The organism is Sporacetigenium sp. TC11 (genome assembly GCF_058146105.1).
This window is the reverse complement of sequence record NZ_JBYVNY010000012.1, coordinates 21281-45104: the sequence shown is the minus strand read 5'-3', so window position 1 is coordinate 45104 and position 23824 is coordinate 21281. Positions and strand designations below refer to the sequence as shown.

General features: G+C 29.1%; 27 protein-coding genes and 1 other annotated feature. Of the genes, 8 read left to right on the top strand and 19 right to left on the bottom strand.

Annotated features, from left to right (window positions below; genetic code table 11):
- Window positions 1-132: 132 nt before the first annotated feature.
- Complete coding sequence (gene sfsA / locus ACUSRV_RS14550; RefSeq protein ID WP_490142693.1) at window positions 133-822, bottom strand: DNA/RNA nuclease SfsA; 690 nt, start codon at window positions 820-822, stop codon at window positions 133-135.
- Between the two features lie 178 nt (window positions 823-1000).
- Between sfsA and ACUSRV_RS14545 the strand changes: the two genes are divergently transcribed.
- Entirely contained in the window at window positions 1001-1549 is a 549-nt protein-coding gene (locus tag ACUSRV_RS14545; protein ID WP_490142692.1) for a DUF2238 domain-containing protein, read from the top strand.
- A 49-nt stretch (window positions 1550-1598) separates the two neighbouring features.
- Here ACUSRV_RS14545 and ACUSRV_RS14540 read toward each other — a convergent pair whose 3' ends face one another.
- The 3 genes from ACUSRV_RS14540 to dmpI all read right to left on the bottom strand — a co-directional run bounded on the left by ACUSRV_RS14540 (window position 1599) and on the right by dmpI (window position 3834).
- Window positions 1599-2102, bottom strand: a complete 504-nt coding sequence (locus tag ACUSRV_RS14540) for a peptide deformylase (RefSeq protein ID WP_490142691.1) — start codon at window positions 2100-2102, stop codon at window positions 1599-1601.
- A 78-nt stretch (window positions 2103-2180) separates the two neighbouring features.
- Window positions 2181-3497: a hemolysin family protein gene (locus tag ACUSRV_RS14535; protein ID WP_490142690.1), complete on the bottom strand. Its 1317-nt coding sequence runs from the start codon at window positions 3495-3497 to the stop codon at window positions 2181-2183.
- Window positions 3498-3621: 124 nt separating this feature from the next.
- Window positions 3622-3834 carry a 4-oxalocrotonate tautomerase DmpI gene (gene dmpI / locus ACUSRV_RS14530; RefSeq protein ID WP_490142689.1) on the bottom strand — a complete coding sequence of 71 codons (213 nt, stop codon included), beginning with the start codon at window positions 3832-3834 and terminating at the stop codon, window positions 3622-3624.
- A gap of 248 nt (window positions 3835-4082) precedes the next feature.
- On the opposite strand from dmpI, the gene ACUSRV_RS14525 reads away from it, so the two are divergent.
- Window positions 4083-5762 (top strand): flavin monoamine oxidase family protein, encoded by a 1680-nt coding sequence (locus ACUSRV_RS14525; protein WP_490142688.1) that lies wholly within the window; start codon window positions 4083-4085, stop codon window positions 5760-5762.
- A gap of 43 nt (window positions 5763-5805) precedes the next feature.
- Here the strand turns inward: ACUSRV_RS14525 and hcp are convergent, their stop codons facing one another.
- The 11 genes from hcp to ACUSRV_RS14470 form a co-directional block, all read right to left on the bottom strand.
- The gene (hcp, locus tag ACUSRV_RS14520; protein ID WP_490142687.1) at window positions 5806-7455 is read right to left on the bottom strand and encodes a hydroxylamine reductase; all 1650 of its coding nucleotides are present in this window, start codon (window positions 7453-7455) and stop codon (window positions 5806-5808) included.
- Window positions 7456-7600: 145 nt separating this feature from the next.
- The gene (pdxT, locus tag ACUSRV_RS14515) at window positions 7601-8179 is read right to left on the bottom strand and encodes a pyridoxal 5'-phosphate synthase glutaminase subunit PdxT (protein WP_490142686.1); all 579 of its coding nucleotides are present in this window, start codon (window positions 8177-8179) and stop codon (window positions 7601-7603) included.
- A 1-nt stretch (window position 8180) separates the two neighbouring features.
- The gene (pdxS, locus tag ACUSRV_RS14510) at window positions 8181-9059 is read right to left on the bottom strand and encodes a pyridoxal 5'-phosphate synthase lyase subunit PdxS (protein WP_490142685.1); all 879 of its coding nucleotides are present in this window, start codon (window positions 9057-9059) and stop codon (window positions 8181-8183) included.
- Between the two features lie 237 nt (window positions 9060-9296).
- Entirely contained in the window at window positions 9297-10715 is a 1419-nt protein-coding gene (locus ACUSRV_RS14505; protein WP_490142684.1) for a fascin domain-containing protein, read from the bottom strand.
- Between the two features lie 169 nt (window positions 10716-10884).
- Entirely contained in the window at window positions 10885-11631 is a 747-nt protein-coding gene (locus ACUSRV_RS14500) for an amino acid ABC transporter ATP-binding protein (protein ID WP_490142683.1), read from the bottom strand.
- An 11-nt stretch (window positions 11632-11642) separates the two neighbouring features.
- Window positions 11643-12254, bottom strand: a complete 612-nt coding sequence (locus tag ACUSRV_RS14495; protein ID WP_490142742.1) for an amino acid ABC transporter permease — start codon at window positions 12252-12254, stop codon at window positions 11643-11645.
- A 45-nt stretch (window positions 12255-12299) separates the two neighbouring features.
- A complete protein-coding gene (locus tag ACUSRV_RS14490; RefSeq protein ID WP_490142682.1) occupies window positions 12300-13106 on the bottom strand; it encodes an amino acid ABC transporter substrate-binding protein in 807 nt (268 codons plus the stop codon).
- 155 nt (window positions 13107-13261) lie between these two features.
- Window positions 13262-13524 (bottom strand) — a binding site (T-box leader).
- 67 nt (window positions 13525-13591) lie between these two features.
- Entirely contained in the window at window positions 13592-13843 is a 252-nt protein-coding gene (locus ACUSRV_RS14485) for a hypothetical protein (RefSeq protein WP_490142681.1), read from the bottom strand.
- 60 nt (window positions 13844-13903) lie between these two features.
- Entirely contained in the window at window positions 13904-14086 is a 183-nt protein-coding gene (locus tag ACUSRV_RS14480; RefSeq protein ID WP_490142680.1) for a hypothetical protein, read from the bottom strand.
- A 119-nt stretch (window positions 14087-14205) separates the two neighbouring features.
- The gene (locus tag ACUSRV_RS14475) at window positions 14206-14898 is read right to left on the bottom strand and encodes an LrgB family protein (RefSeq protein WP_490142679.1); all 693 of its coding nucleotides are present in this window, start codon (window positions 14896-14898) and stop codon (window positions 14206-14208) included.
- Window positions 14891-15298 carry a CidA/LrgA family protein gene (locus tag ACUSRV_RS14470; protein ID WP_490142678.1) on the bottom strand — a complete coding sequence of 136 codons (408 nt, stop codon included), beginning with the start codon at window positions 15296-15298 and terminating at the stop codon, window positions 14891-14893. The genes ACUSRV_RS14475 and ACUSRV_RS14470 overlap by 8 nt, the downstream gene beginning before the upstream one ends.
- A 155-nt stretch (window positions 15299-15453) precedes the next feature.
- Here ACUSRV_RS14470 and ACUSRV_RS14465 point away from each other — a divergent pair, with 155 nt between their 5' ends.
- Window positions 15454-15633: a hypothetical protein gene (locus ACUSRV_RS14465; protein WP_490142677.1), complete on the top strand. Its 180-nt coding sequence runs from the start codon at window positions 15454-15456 to the stop codon at window positions 15631-15633.
- A 38-nt stretch (window positions 15634-15671) separates the two neighbouring features.
- On the opposite strand, the gene ACUSRV_RS14460 is transcribed toward ACUSRV_RS14465, so the two are convergent.
- A complete protein-coding gene (locus ACUSRV_RS14460; RefSeq protein WP_490142676.1) occupies window positions 15672-16382 on the bottom strand; it encodes a YczE/YyaS/YitT family protein in 711 nt (236 codons plus the stop codon).
- 133 nt (window positions 16383-16515) lie between these two features.
- Here ACUSRV_RS14460 and ACUSRV_RS14455 point away from each other — a divergent pair, with 133 nt between their 5' ends.
- Both ACUSRV_RS14455 and ACUSRV_RS14450 read left to right on the top strand, forming a co-directional pair.
- Window positions 16516-17712 (top strand): anaerobic nitric oxide reductase flavorubredoxin, encoded by a 1197-nt coding sequence (locus ACUSRV_RS14455; protein ID WP_490142675.1) that lies wholly within the window; start codon window positions 16516-16518, stop codon window positions 17710-17712.
- Between the two features lie 119 nt (window positions 17713-17831).
- Complete coding sequence (locus ACUSRV_RS14450; protein ID WP_490142674.1) at window positions 17832-18035, top strand: alpha/beta-type small acid-soluble spore protein; 204 nt, start codon at window positions 17832-17834, stop codon at window positions 18033-18035.
- A 35-nt stretch (window positions 18036-18070) separates the two neighbouring features.
- Here ACUSRV_RS14450 and ACUSRV_RS14445 read toward each other — a convergent pair whose 3' ends face one another.
- Window positions 18071-18892, bottom strand: a complete 822-nt coding sequence (locus ACUSRV_RS14445) for an MBL fold metallo-hydrolase (protein ID WP_490142673.1) — start codon at window positions 18890-18892, stop codon at window positions 18071-18073.
- Between the two features lie 182 nt (window positions 18893-19074).
- On the opposite strand from ACUSRV_RS14445, the gene ACUSRV_RS14440 reads away from it, so the two are divergent.
- Together ACUSRV_RS14440 and ACUSRV_RS14435 are read left to right on the top strand one after the other, a co-directional pair.
- Window positions 19075-19506 carry a hypothetical protein gene (locus tag ACUSRV_RS14440; RefSeq protein ID WP_490142672.1) on the top strand — a complete coding sequence of 144 codons (432 nt, stop codon included), beginning with the start codon at window positions 19075-19077 and terminating at the stop codon, window positions 19504-19506.
- A gap of 10 nt (window positions 19507-19516) precedes the next feature.
- Window positions 19517-19939, top strand: a complete 423-nt coding sequence (locus ACUSRV_RS14435) for a hypothetical protein (protein WP_490142671.1) — start codon at window positions 19517-19519, stop codon at window positions 19937-19939.
- Between the two features lie 30 nt (window positions 19940-19969).
- Here the strand turns inward: ACUSRV_RS14435 and ACUSRV_RS14430 are convergent, their stop codons facing one another.
- Entirely contained in the window at window positions 19970-21586 is a 1617-nt protein-coding gene (locus ACUSRV_RS14430; protein WP_490142670.1) for a SulP family inorganic anion transporter, read from the bottom strand.
- A gap of 337 nt (window positions 21587-21923) precedes the next feature.
- Between ACUSRV_RS14430 and ACUSRV_RS14425 the strand changes: the two genes are divergently transcribed.
- On the top strand, window positions 21924-23033 hold the full coding sequence (locus ACUSRV_RS14425) for a DEAD/DEAH box helicase (protein ID WP_490142669.1): 1110 nt from the start codon (window positions 21924-21926) through the stop codon (window positions 23031-23033).
- 78 nt (window positions 23034-23111) lie between these two features.
- Here the strand turns inward: ACUSRV_RS14425 and ACUSRV_RS14420 are convergent, their stop codons facing one another.
- Window positions 23112-23759, bottom strand: a complete 648-nt coding sequence (locus ACUSRV_RS14420; RefSeq protein ID WP_490142668.1) for a lysoplasmalogenase — start codon at window positions 23757-23759, stop codon at window positions 23112-23114.
- Window positions 23760-23824: the final 65 nt, after the last annotated feature.

Genomic DNA, 23824 nt, shown 5'->3' with positions numbered 1-23824 from the left:
TTATTTTAATTTCTTTTTTACATTTTATTTATTATTTATTAGATGTTTTTATACAATTACCTTTATTATTTGTTGCTTTTAATCTTTTATTTTCTATTATACACAAGTTTTGTATATATGTGAAATCAAAACCTAAAGTACAACATCAACAGCTTCATAAAGTTCTATAAAGTCTTCACCTATTTTACATTGATATGCAAATATATCCACCCCATTTTCTCTGCATTTAATTAGAGCATCTGAAAAGTTTCTATCCATATCTTTGTTTGTAGTAAAATATCTTATATTATCCATTTGTATTAAAAATATAACCCCTGCTCCTCTACCACTTTCTTTAACATCAATTAACTCTAGTAAGTGTTTTGCTCCTCTTTGAGTTGGAGCATCTGGAAACTTACATACTCCATCAATTTCTAATGTCACACCTTTTACTTCTAAATAATACTCTTCATCCTCATTTGAAAGTCTAAAATCAAACCTAGAATTTCCATATGTTTTTTCTCTTTCGACCTTATTATATTTCTTTAGTTTTTCAATCCTTTGCAACGATAAAGCTTCTTCTACAACCTTATTTGGTTCTTGAGAATCTATATGGATTATTTTATCTTTTTTATAAGCTCCAAGTAATGAATATTTAGTTTTTCTACTTGGATTATTTGATTTTTTAAGAAATACAGTACATCCTTCTATTAATATTTCCTTACACCTTCCAGTATTAGGAACATGAACTATAACTTCTTCACCATTTATATCTACATGGGCTATGAATCTATTCGGTCTCTTTATAAATATACCTCTTATTATTTCTTCTTTATATATCATATTTTCACCTACATCTTATTTAATATATTTTATCTAATTATTATATCATTTATAGTAAACTGCTAATCAATAAGATTCACATGAATAAGCATATAAGATATTCTTATGTAATTTATTATATTATTTTCATTTTTTTGGACATTATATATGATAAAGCTTAATAAATAGGAGGCTTAAAATGTTTGGCTTATCGTTTAAAATAATCTATATTATATTTATAGTATTTTTTATATTTACAAATAAACTTAATAATATAGGTATATTAGTAGGAGCGTTAATATCATCTTGCTTTATAGATATACTATGTAAGAAATTCAAACTTTGCTTTTCAACTCTTGTAAATATTCTTTTAAATATTCTTATTTTATCTTCTATGTTGTTAGGAGAAGTTTTTAAATTTTATGGCATAATTCCTATCTATGATGATATTTTACACGCATATGCTGGTGCGCTATTTAGTATTGTAGGTTATTATGTATTAAAAAGAATTAATACTGATAGGTCATACTCTTATATGAGCATATCCTTTATATGTCTTTTTATGTTTTGTTTTAGTGTGTCTTTCCATATATTTTGGGAGATATTTGAGTTTATATCAGATTCTATATTAAAAACGGATATGCAAAATTTTAGCTTAAAAGATACTATGATCGATATATTAGATGGAGTTATAGCATCATTTATAACCTATATATTTAGTTATTTCTATTTTATAAAAGCAAAGTGACCATATTTTATGGTCACTTTATTTTAAATATATTATTATTTAATTTATCTTAGAAATATCCTGATTTTTTCTTATTTATTCTAAATGATTTTCCATCTATAGCTCTTTGAACAGCTAATATTCCATCCAAATGATCGTATTCATGTTGTACTAATTCCGATAGATCGCCTTCAAGCTCTAAAGCACAGTCATCCCAGTTTAAATCTTTGTAGTAAATTTTACATTTTTTATATCTATATAGTCTGACCTCTAGCCCTGGAAAACTCATACAATCATCCCATAATTCTATTTTTTCATCCCCTATAAATTCAATCTTTGGATTTATAATAGATATAGAGTCCTCTTCAATATTTATATATATTATTCTATAAAATTCATTAATTTGAGGTGCTGTAATAGCCCTGCCAAAACCATGCTTTTTTCTAAAATTCATTAAAGTATCGTGTAAATCGTTAATTATTTCTTCAGCTTTTTTTATATCTTCTTTGGATATCTCTATGGATTTTTTATGTAAATTTTCATCTCCTAAAGCTAATATATCTCTTTTAGCCATAGTGGCCCCCCCTTTTGTTTTACATTATTAAATTATATGCACGGGGTAGGATAATTAGTAGTAAAAAAGAGAGGCAAATTATGCCTCTCTTTGTAAATGCATTCTTACTTTTCCTATTCTTTTTTCTCTTACTTCCTCTATTTCAAAAATTAAGTTTTCATATTCTATACTTTTATATTCTTCATTTGTAGGTATGCTACCTATGAGGTCTACTACAAATCCTCCAATTGTATCTGAGTGTTCAGACTTCAAATCCAAATTAAGGTGATCGTTTACATCTTCTATAGATAATAACCCATCTATTAAGTATGTATTATTATCTATTTTTTTAATATCTGGTTCATTTTCATCATATTCATCAAATATATTACCCATTACCTCTTCAATTAAGTCCTCAATAGTTACGATTCCTGAAAATCCACCATATTCATCTATTAAAATAGCCATATGATTTTTAGAACCTTGAAGATCCTTAAATAAAACATCTATACTTTTTGTTTCTGGTACGAAATAAGGTTCTCTTAATATTGGCTGTATATTTATATTTTCAAATCCATACTTGTGAGCTTCTATAAAAAAATCTTTTATATTTAAAATCCCTATTATGTTATCTGTATTATCTTCATAAACAGGAATTCGTGAAAACTTTTCTTCTAAGAATCCTTCTACAAATTTATCTATAGGGTCATTTATTTCTACTGAAAATACTTCTTGTCTAGGAGTCATTACTTCTTTTGCTACTTTATCATCAAAATCAAATATGCTCTCTAACATTTCTTTTTCTGTTGCATTTATAACTCCATGCTCTTGTCCTACTTCAATCATTGATTTTAATTCTTCTCTTGATACTTTTTCATCTAGCCCCTCTACATCAAGTCCTACAATCCTAACAAGTAAGTTACTTGAACCTGAAAGCAGTTTTATAAATGGTCTTGTAATTTTAGATACAATAACTATTGGTTTAACCGAAAACATAGCAATAGTTTCAGACATTTGAAGTGCAATTCTCTTAGGGAATAATTCACCAAATACTAAGGTTAAGTAAGATAAAGCTATAGTAATTGTAACAAGTGCAATTTGAGAGCTATATGGAATACCCATAGTGTTTAGAAAATTTGCTAAATCATCAGACATTCCTGTAGATGCAAATGCACTGGCAAAAAATCCTGCAAAAGTTATACCAACTTGTATTGTAGCTAAAAAACTAGTTGGTTCTTCTAAAAGTTTTTCAAGCATTATCGCTTTTTTATTTCCTTCATCTGCAAGCATTCTAATTTTGTTTTTGTTTAATGAAACTATAGCCATTTCTGCTGAAGCAAAAAAGGCATTTACTAAAGTTAAAAATAAAATGATTAAAATCTGAATAGTAATATTCTGACTAGGATCAGGATCCATTTAAGTACTACCTCCCAAAAAAATTATAATATATTTATATTAATATATTATAAACATAACGAATTAATTCCGCAAGTACTATATTTTTTAGACTATTTTATTGCAAAATAAAAACGAGCATGGCTTAATTACTCGTTTTTATTTTAAAAATTTTTTTCATTTCAGATAATTGAAGTCCACCTACACCTATATTATCAGCATGGCTTTCACTTATAATTACAGTGATTGATTGTTTAGGTAATTGTGCTACATCAGACACTACTTCTGTTACTCTTTCTATGAGTTCCTTTTTTTGTTCTTTAGTTATTACTCCCATACCTAATTGTACTAGAGGCATGATAATCACTCCTTTTTATTTGTTATTTATATAAATAGCTTTAATATGCTATATACATCTTCTTCATTAAGTTTTACACTTATTACGTTTTTATTAAATAATCTTAGGAATTTATATGTTATATTTTACCATGCTTTAATATTTCGAATATTTTCATTACTTAATTTTTATTTATGGGGTCAAAAACTATCTATTTAAACATATATATATATCAGAAATATAATTGGTCTTAGAGGAGCAGATAAAATATGATACGTGAATATATAAATAACCCTACCCCAAATCAAAGACATGAGATGTTTTATCAAACATTAAGAAATCAAAATAGACTAGAAGATTATTATAATGTGCTTGAGCTTTTAAGCCCCCCTCCAGATATTACAACTATTGCTAATCCTGGGTCTTTTAAAAATATAAATATAGGAATTATAGGTGGAGGACCAGCTGGTCTTGTTGCCGCTTTTGAACTTAGAAAACTTGGATTTAATATTACTATATTTGAAGCTTTGAAAGATAGAATTGGAGGAAGGATATATACATATTATTTTGACAAAAATCTCTATGGTGAATTAGGTGCTATGAGAATACCCGTTAGTCATGAAACAACATGGAAGTATATAGATTTGTTTGGACTTAATACAAAACCATTTGTAAATTCAAATGAAAATGGAATTATATATGTGAGAAATAAACATGCGAGAAATGATGCAAATGGATTAAGTGTAATGGAAAATATTTATCCACTATTTAATTTACAAGGTTTTGAAAAGGTAATTCCTTGGAATAAATTATTAGGCAATGTAGTAGATTATTATTTCCGTCAAATTCAACCTCCATTTAGAAGAGATATAATACAAGTAAAGCCTGAATATAACCAACAAGTTATAAATGCTGACTTCTTAAGTATAAGGCGTGCTCTTGAATTATACGGCCTAAGCCAAGATGCAATAGCTATGATTTCTGGTGTTAATCCTTTTACAGGAGAATTTTTAGATAATAATATTTTAGAAGTTCTTCAGGAAACTTATACAGCTGATTTTAGTGTTGTATATCAAATTGATGGAGGTATGGTAAATCTACCTTTAGCAATTTATAACTCATTAACTAATGAATATCCTAACGAGTATACAAATATACCTATTGATCTACTTGGGAAAATAAGTTTTAAAAGTGATCACTTAGTAGAAGAAATTAAACAATTTGAAAAAGGCGGACCTATAACTCTAACTTATAGGCATGACAATAATATATCTAGCTCTACATTTGATTATGTTATATCTTGTGCTCCTTCTTCTTCTTTTAGAAATATAAGAACAAATCCACCACTTTCTGTACCTAAGGAACAAGCAATACTTAGTGCTACTTTCGAAAACTCTCAAAAGACATTACTTCTTTGTAAAGAACGTTTTTGGGAAAGAAATGAAATGTATGGGCCAATATGTGGTGGCGGATCTTTTACTGACTTACCTATTGCATCTATTTGGTATCCATCTTATGATTTAGATGAATATGGACAAAATTGCAAAGGAAATCCAGATAGATCAGGTGTTTTACTTGCATCTTATAATTATACTCAAGATGCAACAAGATTGGGTAATTTGCCTGATGATATAAGAATCGAACACATAAAAAGACAAATTGAACTAGTTCATAAACTTCCAAAAGGTTATTTAGATGATATAGTTCTTGATTTCAAAACTGTTAATTGGAATAGAGAATACCCATTTTATGGAGCGTTTTTTTATATGTCACCTGAAGAAAAGAGGCTATATACTTATCCATTAAAATCACCTGAATATAATGGCAGATTATTATTTGCAGGAAATTATGCTGCAGGTACTCATGCATGGGTACAAGGAGGTTTATTAACTGGAGCAGAGGCAGCTAACGAATTAGCTAAATTTGTAATACAAAGAAGATATAGATAAAGTAAAAGGAGGTAATCCCACAAGGGATAACCTCCTTTATGTTTTATCCTAATATAACTTTTAAATCTTCTTCTGGCGTTGATATAGGTTTTAAATCAAAATGATTTATTAAGTATTGTAGAACGTCTGGAGATAAAAACGCTGGAATTGATGGTCCAAGGTATATCCCTTTTATTCCTAATGATAATAGAGTTAATAAATCTGCAACAGCTTTTTGTTCATACCAAGATAACATTATAGATAATGGTAAATCATTCACATCACATTCAAAAGCTTCTGCAAGTGCTAATGCTATTCTTACAGCTGAATATGTGTCATTACATTGACCAACATCTAAAAGTCTTGGTATTCCCCCTATATCACCAAATTCTAATTTATTAAATCTATATTTACCACAAGCTAAAGTAAGTATAACACTATCTTGAGGAACTTGTTTAGCAAGATCAGTGTAGTAATTTCTTCCTGGTCTTGCACCGTCACATCCTCCTATTAAGAAGAAGTGTTTTAGCTTTCCTGATTTAACAGCATCAACTATTGCACCTGCATTACTTAATGTAGCTTTGTGACCAAATCCCACTATTATTTTCTTTTCTTCTTCATCTTTTGGGAATCCACCTAATTCTAATGCTTTTTTTATTACAGGTGTAAAGTCTTTGTTTCCTTTATCATCTGCTTTGTTTATATGGTTAACATCTGGCCATCCAACTATACTAGTAGTAAATAATCTGTCTTTGTATGAATCTCTTGGCTTCATTAAGCAGTTAGTAGTCATAAGTATAGCAGCTGGTATTCCATCAAATTGTTTTTGTTGGTCTTGCCATGCATCACCAAAGTTACCAACTAAATGAGAATATTTATTTAATTCTGGATAACCATGACATGGTAACATCTCACCATGAGTATATATATTTATACCTTTTCCTTCTGTTTGTTCAAGTAGCATTTTTAAATCTCTTAAGTCGTGGCCTGATACTATTATCGCTGGCCCTTTTTTTACATTTACATTTACGTGTGTAGGAACAGGGTCCCCATAGCTCTCCGTATTTGCTGTATCTAATAATTCTATACACTTGTAGTTTGCCATACCAGTTTCCATTGTCATATTTATTAATTCTTCTACAGTTAATTTATCATTTATAGTTGCATCTAATCCTTTAAAGAAGAATTGGTCTACTTCCTCGCTAACGTATCCTAAAACTCTTGCATGGTGAGCATATGCTCCCATACCTTTTAATCCATATATTATTGTCTCTCTTAATGAACGTATATTTTGATCTAATGTTTGATCGTACATTATACCAGCTTTTACAGCATCTTTTAATATTTGGTTTTTGTCTGATGGTAAATTGTATGTAGCTTGCTCTGGAGCTCCTTCGTCATTATTTACTTGTTTTCTTAATTCTTCTTTTATACTTTGTGCTTCTTTTAATAAATCAAAGAATCTATCAGTATCAAAGTTTGTATTAGTAAGGGTATAAAATGTTCCATCTGCAACAAATGCACCTACATCTTGATTTACTTTTACACCTCTACCTAACAGCTTCATTGCATAATAACTTATTCCTTTTAATTGATATACAAACAAATCCATAAGTTTAGCAAGTTCTGAATCCTTTGTACAGTTACCCATTTTAGTACAGCCTTTTCCGCCTATTGCCTGTTCACATTGATAACAAAACATTGAAAAATCCATAATATATCCTCCTAGTCCATTATTTTGTATATAATTTTTCATACTTTTGTATTTTTGTCTAAAAAATTATTTTTATACTAATTATAAAAATAATTTTAAGAAATAGAAAAGACCATACAGGTAACCTATATGGTCTTGGGTTTCGCTAATTATCTTGATTTATCATATTAGTGAAATATTCATGTACTCTCAAATCTTCTGTAAGTTCAGGATGAAAAGAAGTTACAAGTATATTTTTTTGTCTTGCTGCTACAATATTATTGTCAACTGTAGCTAACACAGATACATTATCTCCAACTTCTTTTATATAAGGAGCTCTGATAAACACCATAGGGATCTCTCCACCTTCTATTCCTTCCACTTTTTTATTTACAGAAAAGCTACCTAGTTGTCTACCATACGCATTTCTTACTACTTCAATATCCATAATAGGTATATGGGTTGTATTGGAGTTTGCAATTTTTTTTGCTAAAATAATCATACCTGCACAAGTTCCCCATACAGGCAACCCATTGTTAATTTTATTTGATAAAATTTCTTTCATTTGAAAATCATTAAGTAGCTTTCCTATTGTTGTACTTTCACCACCAGGTAAAATAATTCCATCAATATTATTGAGTTGTTCCACTTTTCTTATCTCAATAGCTTTGTGACCTAGCAATTCAATCATCTTTACATGTTCTTTAAATGCACCTTGAAGTGCCAAAACACCAATGTTTTTCATATTAATACCCTCTATTCGCCATTCTTTCTTCTTTATCTATTGAATAAACATTTATTCCAACCATTGCCTCTCCAAGATTCTCTGATACCTCAGCCAATATTTTTGCATCATTAAAGTTAGTAACAGCTTTAACTATAGCACTAGCTCTCTTTCTTGGATCTCCTGATTTGAAAATTCCTGAACCAACAAATACTCCATCACAACCAAGTTGCATCATCATTGCAGCATCAGCAGGAGTAGCTACACCACCAGCTGCAAAGTTTACAACAGGAAGTTTTCCATTTTCATGAACATACTCAACTAAATGAATTGGAGCCTGTAGTTCTTTGGCTGCATTCATTAATTCTTCTTTTGATAAACCTTGTATTCTTCTAATTTCAGAGTTCATCATTCTCATATGTTTAACAGCTTCTATAACATCACCAGTTCCAGGTTCACCTTTAGTTCTAATCATCGAAGCACCTTCTCCAATTCTTCTTAAAGCTTCTCCTAGATTTTTAGCTCCACATACAAAAGGAACTTCGAAAGCTTTTTTATCAATATGAAGATTTGGATCTGCTGGTGTTAAAACTTCACTTTCATCTATGTAATCTACTTCTAAAGCTTCCAGTATCTGCGCTTCTACAAAGTGACCTATTCTTACCTTTGCCATAACCGGTATAGAAACAGCTTCTTGTATACCTTTAATCATTTGTGGGTCTGATGCTCTTGCAACTCCACCATCTTTTCTTATATCAGCAGGAACCCTTTCAAGAGCCATAACAGCACAAGCACCGGCTTCTTCAGCAATTTTTGCTTCTTCTGGATTTGTTACATCCATAATAACTCCACCTTTTAGCATTTGAGCAAGATTTTTATTAAGATCATATCTATTATTCATTTCAACTTCCCCCTTATGTGAATTGTATTGGTACATTTGCGTTTAAGTACCCTTATTTATATTAATTGTCTTATATTTCTGTAATACAGTCAACAACTTATGCACTAATATGGTAATAAAATCAGATTGTACCCATACAATTGTATCGTAATCAATGTTTTGTCATATTCTAAAAAATAAAGTGTGTAACCCATATCGCTGAGTTTACACACTTTATTTTTGCTACTTATTTTATTGTTAACGAGATTGACTAGCTCTACTTATTGTAAATCTAGTTCTTCTTCCCGTTTGATCTGCTCTTGCAACTAGCCACTTATCATTTTCTCTTACTCTTACATACTGTCCATTTGGTGCTTGAAGGGCTATTTCATTTCCTTCTAATCTTACTATTGTAAATCTTGTTGCTGATTGTCTATTATCTGCATTTGCTAATAATACTCCATCATTTCCTCTTACTCTCACGTATTGACCATTGTAGCTTTGAAGGATTATTGTGTTATTTCCTGTATTTATAGCTCTGAAGTTTTCCCATATATCTGCTACATCTCTATTTGCTACTAGTTCTCTTCCTCCTCCATTTTCTGCTGCTACAAATTTATTTTCAACGACTGATTTAATATTTATATTTCTTACTCTTCCTACTTGGCTTAGTATATCGTCTATTATATCTATAGGTTGTGTTATTCTATCTATTATAAATCTAGTTCTTCTTCCAGTTTGATCTGCCCTTGCTACTAGCCATTTATCCCTTTCTCTTACCCTTACATACTGACCATTTGGTGCTTGAAGAGCAACTTCTCTTCCTTCTACTCTTATTATTCTAAACCTTGTTGCCGACTGTCTATTACTTGCATTTGCCAATAATACTCCATCATTTTCTCTTACTCTTATATATTGACCATTGTAACTTTGTAAAATTACATTATTACTTCCTGTATTTATAATTTTAAAGGTTTCCCATATATCTGCTACATCTCTATTTGCTACTAATTCCCTTCCTCCACCATTTTCTGCTGCTACAAACTTATTTTCTACTACAGATTTTATGGTTACATTTCTTTCTCTTCCAGTTTGACCAATTATCTCTTCTAATATATCTTCTATTATATCTGGAATGCTTGGAACTTGTGATATTATATCTATTATAAATCTTGTTCTTCTTCCTGTTTCATCTGCTCTTGCTACTAACCATTTATCATTTTCTCTTACTCTTACATATTGACCATTTGGAGCTTGAACTGCCATTTCATTTCCTTCTAGTCTTACTATCCTAAATCTAGTTGCTGATTGTCTATTATCTGCATTTGCTAATAATACTCCGTCATTTTCTCTTACTCTTACATATTGACCATTATAGCTTCTAAGGATAACCATATTATTTGGTAAAATAGTAGCTGTAAAAGTTTCCCATATATCTGCTACATCTCTATTTGCTACTAGTTCTCTTCCTCCACCATTTTCTGCTGCTACAAACTTATTTTCTACTACAGATTTTATAGTTATATTTACTTCTCTTCCCCCTAGTTGTACTAGTACAGGACCTATTACATCTGTAAAGTTTTGTGCTTCTACAGCATCATCTGATTCAAGATTTTGTTGTATTGTATTATTTTGATTATTGTTATTATTCATATTGATATTGATATTGTTATTCATATTGTTATACATACTATAATTTTGATATAAATAATTAAGATACATGAAATAATCATAAGGATTATAGTAATAACAATTTATAGGTTTATGCTTTTTATACAATATATTCACCTCTTATATAGTTTAATTTATATGTATAATATGTTAAAAACTATATAAGTGTGTATTTTTAAGCTAAATTAAACTTTCTTATTATATCTCCTTTTTGATTTTCAAAAAACTTCTTATTAGAAGATTCTTCTACTATTTCTCCTTTATCTATAAATATAACTCTATCAGAAACGCTTTTAGCGAAATCCATATCATGAGTTATTATAAGTACTGCCATATTGTTTTTTGCAAAATTCTTTATAATAGATGCAATTTCTTCTGTAAGTTGCGGATCTAGAGCAGAAGTTGGTTCATCAAAACATAATATTTTAGGACTTAATGCACATGCCCTTGCTATTGCTACCCTTTGTTTTTGTCCTCCAGATAATTCAAATGGATAACAATCTACCTTATCTTCTAGCCCCATTAATCTTAAAAGTTCTATAGCTGTTTCTTTCGCGTAATCCTTTGAAATACCCAAAGAATTTATAGGAGCTTCAATTATATTTTCTAAAACTGACATATGAGGAAATAAATTAAAATTTTGAAAAACCATACCTAAATTTCTTCTTATATTACGTATTTCATTTTTATTTGCGTATATACTTTTTCCATCTTTATCTGTACACAAATTCATTCCAGCAATTTCAATAGTTCCTTCATCACACTGTTCTAGTCCATTTATACATCTAATTAAAGTTGTTTTTCCTGCTCCAGATTGCCCTAAAACAGCCAAAACTTCTCCTTTATTTAATTGCATACTTATATTTTTTAATACTTTTTTTCCTTTAAAGCTTTTATTTAAATTTTGTATTTTAAGAACCATAGTATCAACTCCTATTCATAATAAGAATATTTTTTTTCCAAAACCTTAAAACGATCTGTCAATATAGCAGTTAAAATAAGATAAATTATACCTACTACTACTAAAGGAACTAATGATGCATCACTGTTAGAAGCTATTTTCCCAGCTTTTAGTATGTCATCTAAGCCTACTACATACACAAGTGCTGTATCTTTTATCAGTGTAATTACCTCATTTGATACAGGTGGCAATACGGTTTTTGTCATCTGAGGTAATACAATTCTCGTGAATGTTTTAGATGGAGTCAACCCCAAAACATCTGCTGCTTCGTATTGACCTTTATCTATAGATTCAATTCCAGATCTAAAAATTTCACCAAAATATGCTCCGTAATTAAGAGTAAAAGCTATTATAATAGCTGTAAATCTATCAAATACAATTCCAATTATAGGAAGGCCAAAGAATATAAATATTATTTGAAGAAGTAGCGGTGTTCCTCTCATAATTAAAATATATATTTGAGCTATATTACTTAAAATATTGAATTTTGATGATCTAAAAAGTGCAACGATAATTCCTAAAGGAATAGATATCACTAAGGTTAATAAAAACACAGATATTGTTATTTTAATGCCCTCAATTATTGAGGGCAGTAGAGAATAAACATAATTTATCATAATTTTTCACCTCTATTTCATTATATTTTCTCCAAACCATTTTTCAGATATTTTAGCTGATGATCCGTCCTTTTTCATATCATCTAAAGCTTTGTTAATATTTTCAATAAATTCTTTATCTTCTTTTCTTGCTCCTATTCCATATTCTTCTTTTCCAAAGTCTTCTTCAAGAACATTGTATTTTTCAGTTCCTCTTTGATTAATATAATATCTAGCTAATATTTCATCGGCAACTACAGCATCAACTCTACCTGCCTCTAAATCCATAAGGGCTTCATTATTTGTTTCAAATAATATTACCTTACCTCCATCAAATGCTTTAAGTAAGTCTTGTTCTTTATTTATTGCATCTAAAGAGCTCGATCCATTTTGTGCAGCTATTTTCTTGCCTTTAAGATTGTTTTTAGAATTTATATCAGAATTAGATAAAGTGATTATCACCTGTCTATTTGCTAAATATGGATTAGTAAATCCAACTTTTTCTTTTCTTTCATCTGTAATTGTATATCCATTCCATATTAAATCAATATTTCCTGAGTTTAACTCTGTTTCTTTCATTGACCAGTCTATAGGTTGAAATTTTATCTCCTTGTCTAGTCTCTTTCCTACTTCTTTTGCTAAATCAACATCAAATCCAACTATTTCACCTTTATTATTTTTAAACCCCATAGGTACAAAAGTATCATCAAGTCCTACAACAATATAATCTTTATCCATTGCATTTGAACTTTCTTTTGTACTAGAACATCCTGTTAAAGCAATTGATCCTAATGTAAATACAACCATAACCATTATTAATTTTAAAATTTTATTTTTCATATTATCTCTCTCCTTCAATTATTATTTTTATGTTAAATTTGTAGGCCTAACAAATTTAAAACACTAAAATTCACTATGCTCATGTCGCCAACGACCTTGAAAATCAGGTCCGTTGCTCAAATTTGAACACAAAAAACTCCCGTCTCTAGCTATCGCTAGAGGACGGGAGTATTACTCACGTGGTTCCACCTCTATTTATTGATATCTCACGATATCAACCTCTTCAAGTACGACAAATAATTGTTTATACTCTAGCACTATAACGGGTGCAGGGATTCCGGGAACAGTCTACTTCCTCAAAAGGGTTCGGTGCCCAGCTCAGAGATGTGTTCAAAATATAATCTATTGCCCCTCTCACCAACCGGGAACTCTCTGTTAAAGAAAATATATTTTTACTATTTCTCGTCAAAGCTTTTATAAAACTTCTTATTTTTTATTAATTCTATACCTAATATATAATTGTGTCAATTGTTTTTTTATAATTTTTATTTCTTATCTACACTATCTAAATCAATATATGCGTCTATAAAAGGTATATGAACCATATTGTCTTTTATATGAGTAAGTCCAAATTCCTTTAGATTTTCACCTTCAATATCACTTGTGACTTTATATTTTACAGTTTTATTGTCTTCTTGTACATCCCCATGGAAGTAAAGTCCCTCGTATTGTTTAAATTTAAAATCAAATATATCTCTTGATAATTTAGTAAAAATATGTAACCCTGATTCTTTCATTTTATCAATTCCCTTCTATAATTTAACAAAAATAGTACCTTTTAGGTACTATTTTTAATATTATTTAAAGTTATTCCATACATTTTTCGCTTTAGCAGCTTCTTCACTACCTTGATATTTGTTTCCTTCAGGATCCCTTTGAAATGCACCGCTTTGCATTTTTTCTAGATATTCTGGATTACTAGGGTTAAGCCCTGTATTACTTTGATATTTAAAAAATTGTTTTTTAGCAGCTTTTTTCATTTTAAATCCTCCTTTAAATATAATACACAAAGTTATTTTCTGTAATTATTGTGTTCATATTCTCGTTTTAGGATTTTTATTTTATATCCAAATTTGTAATATATTTCTTTTGAAAATTTTTATAAAAATAAATTATATAATATAGGAACTATTAAAACTGTCATTACTCCACATACACCTATTGCTAAGCTACTCATAGCCCCTTCTACTTCTCCCATTTCTACAGCCTTTGTAGTTCCACCTGCATGAGATGCTGTTCCTATGGCAATACCTCTAGCTATAGGACTCTTTATTTTTAGAAACCTCAATAGTGGTTCTGCTACCATAGCACCTAAGTTACCACTTATAACTATACCTATGATAGTTATAGCTTGTATCCCTCCTGTGCTTTGAGATAGAGATATTCCCATAGGTGTTGTTATAGACTTAGGAATTATTGATGCTATTATTTCATAATTAGTTCCCATTAGTTTACATATTATAATTATTGTTGCAAATGATGTAATTACTCCAATAAATATTCCAACCAATATAGGTAGTGCATTTTTCTTTAGAAGTTCAAATTGTTTATAAAGTGGGACTGCTAAGATTACAGTTACAGGTCCTAAAAAATAAGATATCATTTCTCCACCTATTTTATAATTATCATATGGTATTTTAGTTATAATTAAAAAAGCTAGTATCATCAATAAAGATGTAACCAATGGATTTAAAAATGGATTCTTAGTTTTTTTAGCTATAAATATTCCTATTTCAAAAGCTACAACTGTAAGTACTATACCAAATATAGGAGTTTCTAATACATTATACATAATTTTCCTCCCCTATAGTATCTTCAACATTTTCCTTTGTTTCATCTTTCTTTTTTAAAAGTACAAGTTTATCTACGACTATTCCTGTAGTAGCTATAACAGCTATCGTACTTATAACGGTTGTTAGTATAAGTACTAAACCATTTTGTTTTATAATTCCCCAAGATGCTATAAGGCCAACTCCTGGAGGTATGAAAAATATTCCTATGTTTTTCAGAAAAAAATCACTTATATCTTCTATCTTTTCTAGCTTTATAATTTTAGTTTTTAGGAATATGAATAGCAATAACATTCCCATTATGCTTCCCGGTATAATTATTATACTTGATATTAAAGAGCTAATATATTCACCTAATGCCCAAATAGAAAGTATAATTGATAACTGTTTAAGTATTTTCATTATGTCCTCCTTTATAGAATAACCTTTTTATTTAACAACTCACTATATAAATTATAAATCAAAAAATACTCAATTACCACTTTATAAATGAATTTAAAATATAATAATAATACAAAATATATATTGATACAAAAATAATTTAAGGGAGTGATTTTATGAACTTTAAATCAGAATCTAAATTGAAATCTAGTAGTTTTAACTCATCAAAGCTAAAATACGATAAACAAGGATTCGGAGAAAGAAATGATAAAAATAAATATGAAGGAGAAGCTTCTACTTATGAAGCACACTATGAAGACAAAGCAGAATATCCTACTACTAAAGTAACTAGATAAATCTTATATAATCAAAAGGAACTACTTAAGTAGTTCCTTTAATCTTCTTTTGTAACTACATGTAAGCTAGTATCTTCAGTAAATTCATCATGGTTAGTTTTAAATATAACTTTCTTAATTAATCTAATATCATCATCTATAAACCTATGGTTAGTTTTACTTACGTCAAATTTAAAAACCTTAAATGCAAGTTGAATGAAATTTCCAAAGCACAAAACTGTAATTAGCGTCCCTATACCTACACGTCCGCCTAAAAAATATCCTCCAACAAGTGCAAACAACTGAATAAAGTTAGTTAAAAATTGAACTGACTTATTTGTTCTTTTTGTAAGAGCAACCATTAAACCATCCCTAGGTCCAGAGCCAAGTTCAGCTCCAATATATAAATAACAGCCTATTCCAATTATAAACATACCTGCTAACATCATCATTAATCCTGATATAAAACTCTGGCAAATAGGAATTATATTGTTTATCATTAAAATATCAATAAACAAACCTATAAATATCATATTAAACAAAGTACCCCAACCTAATCTTTCACCTAAAAAACTATCTAGTATTACGAAAAATACTCCAACAACAATAGTTGCCTGCCCTATAGTAATTCCAACTTTATTTGCAAGACCTTGATGGAAAACATCCCAAGGTGCAAGGCCTAAGTTAGCATTAATAGTCATAACTATACCAACTGAACACACAAAGATTCCTATAAATAATCTTATAAAGCGCAGTATCATTTCCTTCATGTGAAGCCTCCTATTAATTCGCTTATAATAATATAATCCAAGATTTTATTATACCATGTTTTATACAATATGTATTTTTTATCTTATTTAACCACATAATTATAATGATAAATTTTATACAAGGAGGATAACCATGAGTTATAAAATAAACGATATCGTCACATGGGTTGGAAAAATAGATTGGGAATTGAGAACTTTTCACGGAGAAGAATACTCAACACATAAGGGTTCTTCATATAATTCATATTTAATAAAAGATGAAAAGACAGTTTTAATAGATACTGTTTGGAAGCCTTTTTCTAAAGAATTTGTTGAAAATCTAAAAAAAGAAATAGATTTAAATAAAATTGACTACATAATATTAAATCATGCCGAGCCAGATCATAGTGGAGCACTTCCAGAACTTATGAGAGAAATACCAAATACCCCTATTATATGTACAAAAAATGGAGTAAAAACTATAAAAGGTCATTACCATGAAGATTGGAACTTCATAGAAGTAAAAACTGGTGATACATTAGATTTAGGTAAAAATCAACTTACTTTTATTGAAGCTAGAATGCTACATTGGCCAGATACTATGTTTACTTATTTAAATAACGAAAATATATTATTTAGTAATGATGCCTTTGGCCAACACTATGCATCTGAATATATGTTTAATGACAAAGTTGACACCTGTGAATTATACCAAGAAGCTATAAAATACTATGCTAATATATTAACTCCATTTAGTAAATTAGTAAAAAATAAAATTGAAGAACTATTATCTTTAAATGTCCCTGTTGATATGATATGCCCAAGCCACGGTATAATTTGGAGAGAAGATCCACTACAAATAGTTAATAAATATATGGAATGGGCAAGTGATTATCAAGAAAATCAAATTACATTAGTATACGATACTATGTGGGATGCAACAAGAAAAATGGCTGAAGCTATATCTCAAGGAATTAAAGAAGCCGATGGTTCTGTAAATGTTAAATTATTTAACTGTTCTAGAGGAGATAAAAATGACATAATTACTGAAGTATTTAAGTCAAAGGCCATACTAGTAGGGTCTTCTACTATTAATAAAGGGATATTATCAGCAACAGCTTCAATATTAGAAATTATAAAAGGCCTTGAATTTAAAAATAAAAAAGGAGCTGCATTTGGAAGTTATGGTTGGAGCGGTGAATGTCTAAAACTAATTAATGGAGAATTAACTAAAAGCAAACTTGAATTAGTAAATGACGGTATAAAAGCTTTATGGAATCCATCAGAAGAAGCTTTAGAGGAATGTAGAGCATACGGAAGAGAATTTATAAATAAACTAAATAGTTTATAAAATATTAAAAATCCATATTTTGCTTAGCATTTAAATTCTTCTATTGTAAATATTAATAACAAGACAATTTAATATTAAAAAGTCTTATAACCTAAATCTCTAAAGAAAGGGTGATCTTTATGTCAAGTTCAAATAGAAACGTTGTTCCAGAAGCTAGAGCTGCATTAAATAGTTTAAAACTAGAAATAGCTAATGAATTAGGAATAAACAATTATGATGGAGTAGACAAAGGAGAAGTCTCATCTAGAGTTAATGGTTATGTTGGTGGATACATGGTTAAAAAGCTAGTTGAGATGGCTGAAAGAGATATGGCTAATAAATAGTAAATAAGTAAAAAGGGCTATTATAATAGCCCTTTTTATTTTTTAATAAAACGTCCATTATCTGGCACCTCAATATCCTCAAAATGGTGTGCTAAGTATTCTAAATGACTATTTAATTCGTCACCTTTCATTGGAAGACCATGACTTGGAATAACCAATGATGGCTTTAAATTTGCTAGATTTTTTACTGATTCTTCAGCTTCTTTCCAATTAGTAGTAAAGTATGCCGGTGGTCCATTTACTTCTTTTTCTTTAGTAAGAACAGAAGTCATTGATTCTTGTTTTACTGTAGTAAATGCATCTCCAGGAATAAGTACACCATCTTTATCCCTAAATAAGGATATATGACCTGGTGTATGTCCTGGTGTGTGAATCCAACTCCAATCATTCATCCATGGTACACTTTTATCATCTGGGAGTTTTTTTATGTGATCTCCTAGATCAATACTTTCATTTGGAAAAAGCGGAGACATTTCTGCAATCATACCTCCATCTACAGTAGGGTCTCCTTTAGGATAGTCTCTTTTTCCTGTGAGATATGACATTTCTAATTCATGGGCATAAACTAAAACATTCCAGTATTTAGATAATTCAATAACTGAACCTACATGATCAAAATGTCCATGTGTAAGTATAATAGATTTTGGAGCACTACCCTTCCCGGATATTTCTTCAGATGCCTTAATTATATCTTTTTTTGAATTTGCTAAGCCAGTATCAACTAAAATCCAATTTTTAGTAGATGGATTTCCTACTATAAATGCATTTACCAAAGTAAAATTTAAAAGTAGTATATCTTCAGTAACCTGTTTGGATTCCATAGCTATATCTGATATTTTTTTAAATATATTATTCATAATTTCTTCACCTCTGCTATTTAGCTTAAGTTTAATACATAGTTATTTTGCCCAAATTTTAACGTTATATATTCTATAATTAAACATGTGATTTCTAATAAGTTCAATAGTAATACGTATAAATCATTATTCTTGTGAAAAAATAAGATGTGTACAAATTATTGAATTTTGGAGGAATTAATATGAAAACAGAAGCATTTTTCAGTGGAATAAAAGCTGCACATGAAGCAGTTTCAAAGTTAAAACAATCTGGATTTGATAAAGCATTTGTAGATATAAACGACAATTACTTTCATTCAGAAATAGAAAACTCAACAAGTCTTTCAGGTCTTGTTATGGAATCAGGCACAAATGACATAGACAAAAGAACTGCTCCATTAGCTGCTGCAAATCCTGCAGTAAGTGGTATGGGTAAAATGGAAGAAATAGCTGACATAAATTACAAAGTCGTTGTAGAAACAAACGAGGAAAATGAAGGCAAATTAAAACAAATTCTAAAGGATATGGGCGGTGACCTGAATAATCCAAATGTAGACCAAAGACAAGTATTATCGCACACAGAACCTGAAGATATATTAGAACATGCTCTCAGAAATATGATGAAAAGATTGTAAGGAGGTTAATATGAAAATAAAAGCATTTTTCAAAGGAATAAAAGCTGCAAATGAAGCAGTTTCAAAGTTGAAACAATCTGGCTTTGACAAAGCATTTATAGATATAAACAATAATTATTTTCATGAGGAACTAGCAAATTCAACAAGTATTTCAGGTTTTGCTACTGAATGGGTTACAAATGATGTTGATAAAAGAACTGATCAACGATTCTCTGTAAACCCTACAATTAATGGCATTGATAAAGTGGAAGAAATATCTGATATGCATTATAAAGTTATTGTAGAAACAAATGAGGAAAATAAAGATAAATTAAAACAAATTATAAAAGATATGGGTGGTTATTTTGACAGCCCTAATATAAATAATAGAAAAGTATCCTCACATACAGATGTATCAGAATACACCCTAAACAATATGATTAGAAAATTATAAAAAAAGAGCTACTTTTATGTAGCTCTTTTTTTAAGATGCTTTTTTTAGTGCTTCGTCTATGTTAGTACATATATTGTCTTTTCCAATCTTATTTATAAAGCCTGATTTTCTTAATACAGAATATGGTTGACTTTGTAATCCAGAAATTATTAAATTTATTTTATTTAACTTGCAAGTTTCATATAAGTTTTTTAATGCATGAGATGCTGTTGCATCCATTGCAGGAACATTTCCCATTTTAAGAATTATAATCCTTGTATTATCTTGTATATATTCAATGGCATCTGTAAAATTATCAGCTGCTCCAAAGAACAGAGGGCCATTAATTCTATATATTAATGTGTCTTCTAAAACATTATCTATATTATCTTTATTAATATCTTTTGATATATTTTGCACATTAGAAACATCAGACATACGCTTCATAAACAATAAACTAGCTAATATAACACCAACTTCTATTGCAACAACTAAATCAACAAGCACCGTTAGTACAAAAGCAGTAAGTAATATAAATATATCGCTTTTTGGAGAACTTAATAGGTTTTTAAATTCTCTCCACTCACTCATATTGTATGCTACTACAATTAATATTGCTGCTAATGAAGATAGTGGTATCAGCTTTGCATAAGGCATAAAAACCAACATAATAAATAGTAGTACTATTGAGTGAACAATTCCAGCTATAGGTGTACGCCCTCCATTTTTAATATTTGCCGCTGTTCTAGCTATAGCTCCAGTAGCAGGTATCCCCCCAAATACTCCCGATGCAATGTTTGCTATTCCCTGTCCTATGAGTTCTGTATTTGGTCTATGCTTAGCTCCTATCATACCATCAGCTACTGTTGCAGATAATAAAGACTCAATACCTCCAAGAAGTGCAATAGTAAAGGCAGGTTGAATTAAATCTTTTATATCTGAAAATTTCACAGAAGGTATACTAAGCATTGGAAATGCAGATGATATTTCTCCATATTTACTACCTATAGTTTCAATATCTAGTTTTAAAAAATAAACTATTGAAGTTGTCACTATTAATGCAACTAAAGCTCCTGGAACTTTCTTATTTATTTTTGGCCAAAAAATTATAATCATTAGTGAAACAATTCCAATAATAGTAGTAGTTAAATCTATACTTTCTATATTGGTTATATACGATTGCCATTTATCTATAAATTCACTTGGAACAGTTTTAATTGATAGTCCGAAAAAATCTTTGATTTGAGTTGAAAATATTGTTAAAGCGATACCACTTGTAAAGCCAGTTACAATTGGATATGGTATGAATTTGATAATTTTACCGAAGTTAAAGATACCCATTAGCATTAAAATAAATCCCGCTAATATTGTTGATATTATAAGTCCATCTATCCCATATTTAGATAGTACTCCATATACAACAATCATAAAGGCTCCTGTAGGCCCTCCTATTTGAACACGACTTCCTCCGAAAAAAGAAATAATAAATCCAGCTATTATTGCAGTATGCAATCCTTTTTCAGGAGATACTCCAGAGGCAATAGCCAGTGCAATTGACAATGGCAGAGCTATAATTGCAACTATTATACCTGAAGTTATATCCTTATAGAATTGACTTAGACTGTAATTTTTCATACAAGTAAAAAGTTTAGGATAAAATACAGACACTTAAATACACTTCCTCTTAAAGATATTTTTATATAATTTTCTAAAAAACCCACGTCTTCTATGATATCAGATTGGTGTATTAAAGTGAAAACTTAAAAAAGTTTATATTAACATTAATTATGCGAAATAAGATTATATCTCACTATAATCTTCACCATTCTTAAAAATGCTCATTATCTTGCTATATTAAATTTATTTTTATTATTTCTGTAATACTATTTTTTATGTTTTTGTTAATAATACTTATTATAATAATATTAGTATTATTTGTATCAATATGATATTATTAATTGACTAAAACAAACAAAATACATATTAGTAATGAGAGGTAAAAATAATGAATTTTAAAGAACTTGGAATTAGTGAAAGTATAATAAAGATATTAAAAAATAGTGGTATAAATAGTCCAACTCCAGTACAACAAGAGAGTATTGGAATTATTAAAGAAGGAAAAGATGTTATAGCTCAAGCTCAAACGGGTACTGGAAAAACACTTGCATTTTTACTTCCTATTTTTGAAAATATATCACCTAATATAAATACAGTTCAAGGATTAATTATAACACCTACTAGAGAACTTGCTATTCAAATAACAGCAGAAGCTATGAAACTTAAAGAAGCTAAAGATATAAATATTTTAGCTGCATATGGTGGAAAAGATATAGCATCTCAACTTAAAAAGCTTAAAGGGAACATTCACCTAATTATTGCAACTCCTGGCAGACTTTTAGATCATATTGAAAGAAAAACAGTAGATCTTAGTAACTTAAACACTTTTGTATTAGATGAAGCAGATCAAATGTTTCTTATGGGATTTAAAACTGAAGTTGAAGATATTTTAAAAGAAACTCCTAAAAAATGTCAGATTCTATGTTTTTCAGCTACTATGGATCCTCAAGTAAAAAAATTATCTTATAGATATATGGATGATCCAATTGAAATTTCTATACAAAAAAAGCAAGTTACACTTGAAAATATAAAGCAAGAGGTTGTTGAAACTACAGATAGACAAAAGCAAGATGCCCTATGTAAGGTCTTAGATAAAGACAATCCATTTATGGCTATAATATTTTGTAGAACTAAAATAAGAGTAGATAATCTTGAGGAGGCACTTCATAAGCGTGGATACAACTGTGCAAAGTTGCATAGTGATATAATGCAATCAAAACGTGAAAGAATAATGAAATCTTTTAAAAATGCAGATATTCAGTACTTAATAGCTACAGATGTTGCATCTAGAGGACTAGATATAAGCGGAGTTAGTCATATATATAATTACGATATTCCAGAAACTTCTGAAGACTATATACATCGTATTGGTAGAACAGGAAGAGCTGGCGAAGAAGGATATACTTGTTTATTTATAGATCCAAAGAATGAAAGAACTTTACAAGAAATAGAAAGAACTATAAAGTTTAAAATACCTAGAAGAAAATTGGATATATAATTTATAATACCCTTGTAATTTAAAAAGATATTGATAAAATTATCAATATCTTTTTTATATTTTCCTATCATATTAGATCTATATAAACCCATACACTATTAAAAATTGCCCTAGTATATAAGTACTCATTATAAGCACTCCACTATTTTTACTCTTATATTTTAAATTGCTAAAAGCTATTATAGCGTCCGATATTATAAACAGCATTGAGCCTAAAAAGGTAGCAAAGAACTTAAGTCCTTGCACATAAAATATTCTTATTGTACTGCTAAACCCCATAAAACTTATGACAATTATATATATGAAACCAAAAAACTTTATTATACTTTTTAGCTTTTTATATGGTAAAACACTTCTTAGTACAAGTATATTACATGTAATATACGGAATTGCAAGAATGAATATTAAGTTGGCTATATTATAATCTAATATAGGATTTATAAATGCTTTTATGTAAAATATGTGTCCAATTAAAAAAGAAATTAATCCTCCAATAAATAGACTCTTCGGTCCCATTAGCAAAATATCCCCTATACACCCAAATATTAATGCACTAACTATAAGCCAATTAATATTTGGTGTACTTAGTACATAAAAAATAATAAGCATTGGCATTAAAAGTGGTTTTGTTATATAAATACCTTTCTTATTTCCTATTTTTACGTAGTATATATTACAAATAGAAATAATTATAAAAAATATTAGTGCAATATAATTTGCAGTCATCAACACACCTCATCGCTAAATTTTATACTAATATTTATATACATACTTCATAAATATATTACTTC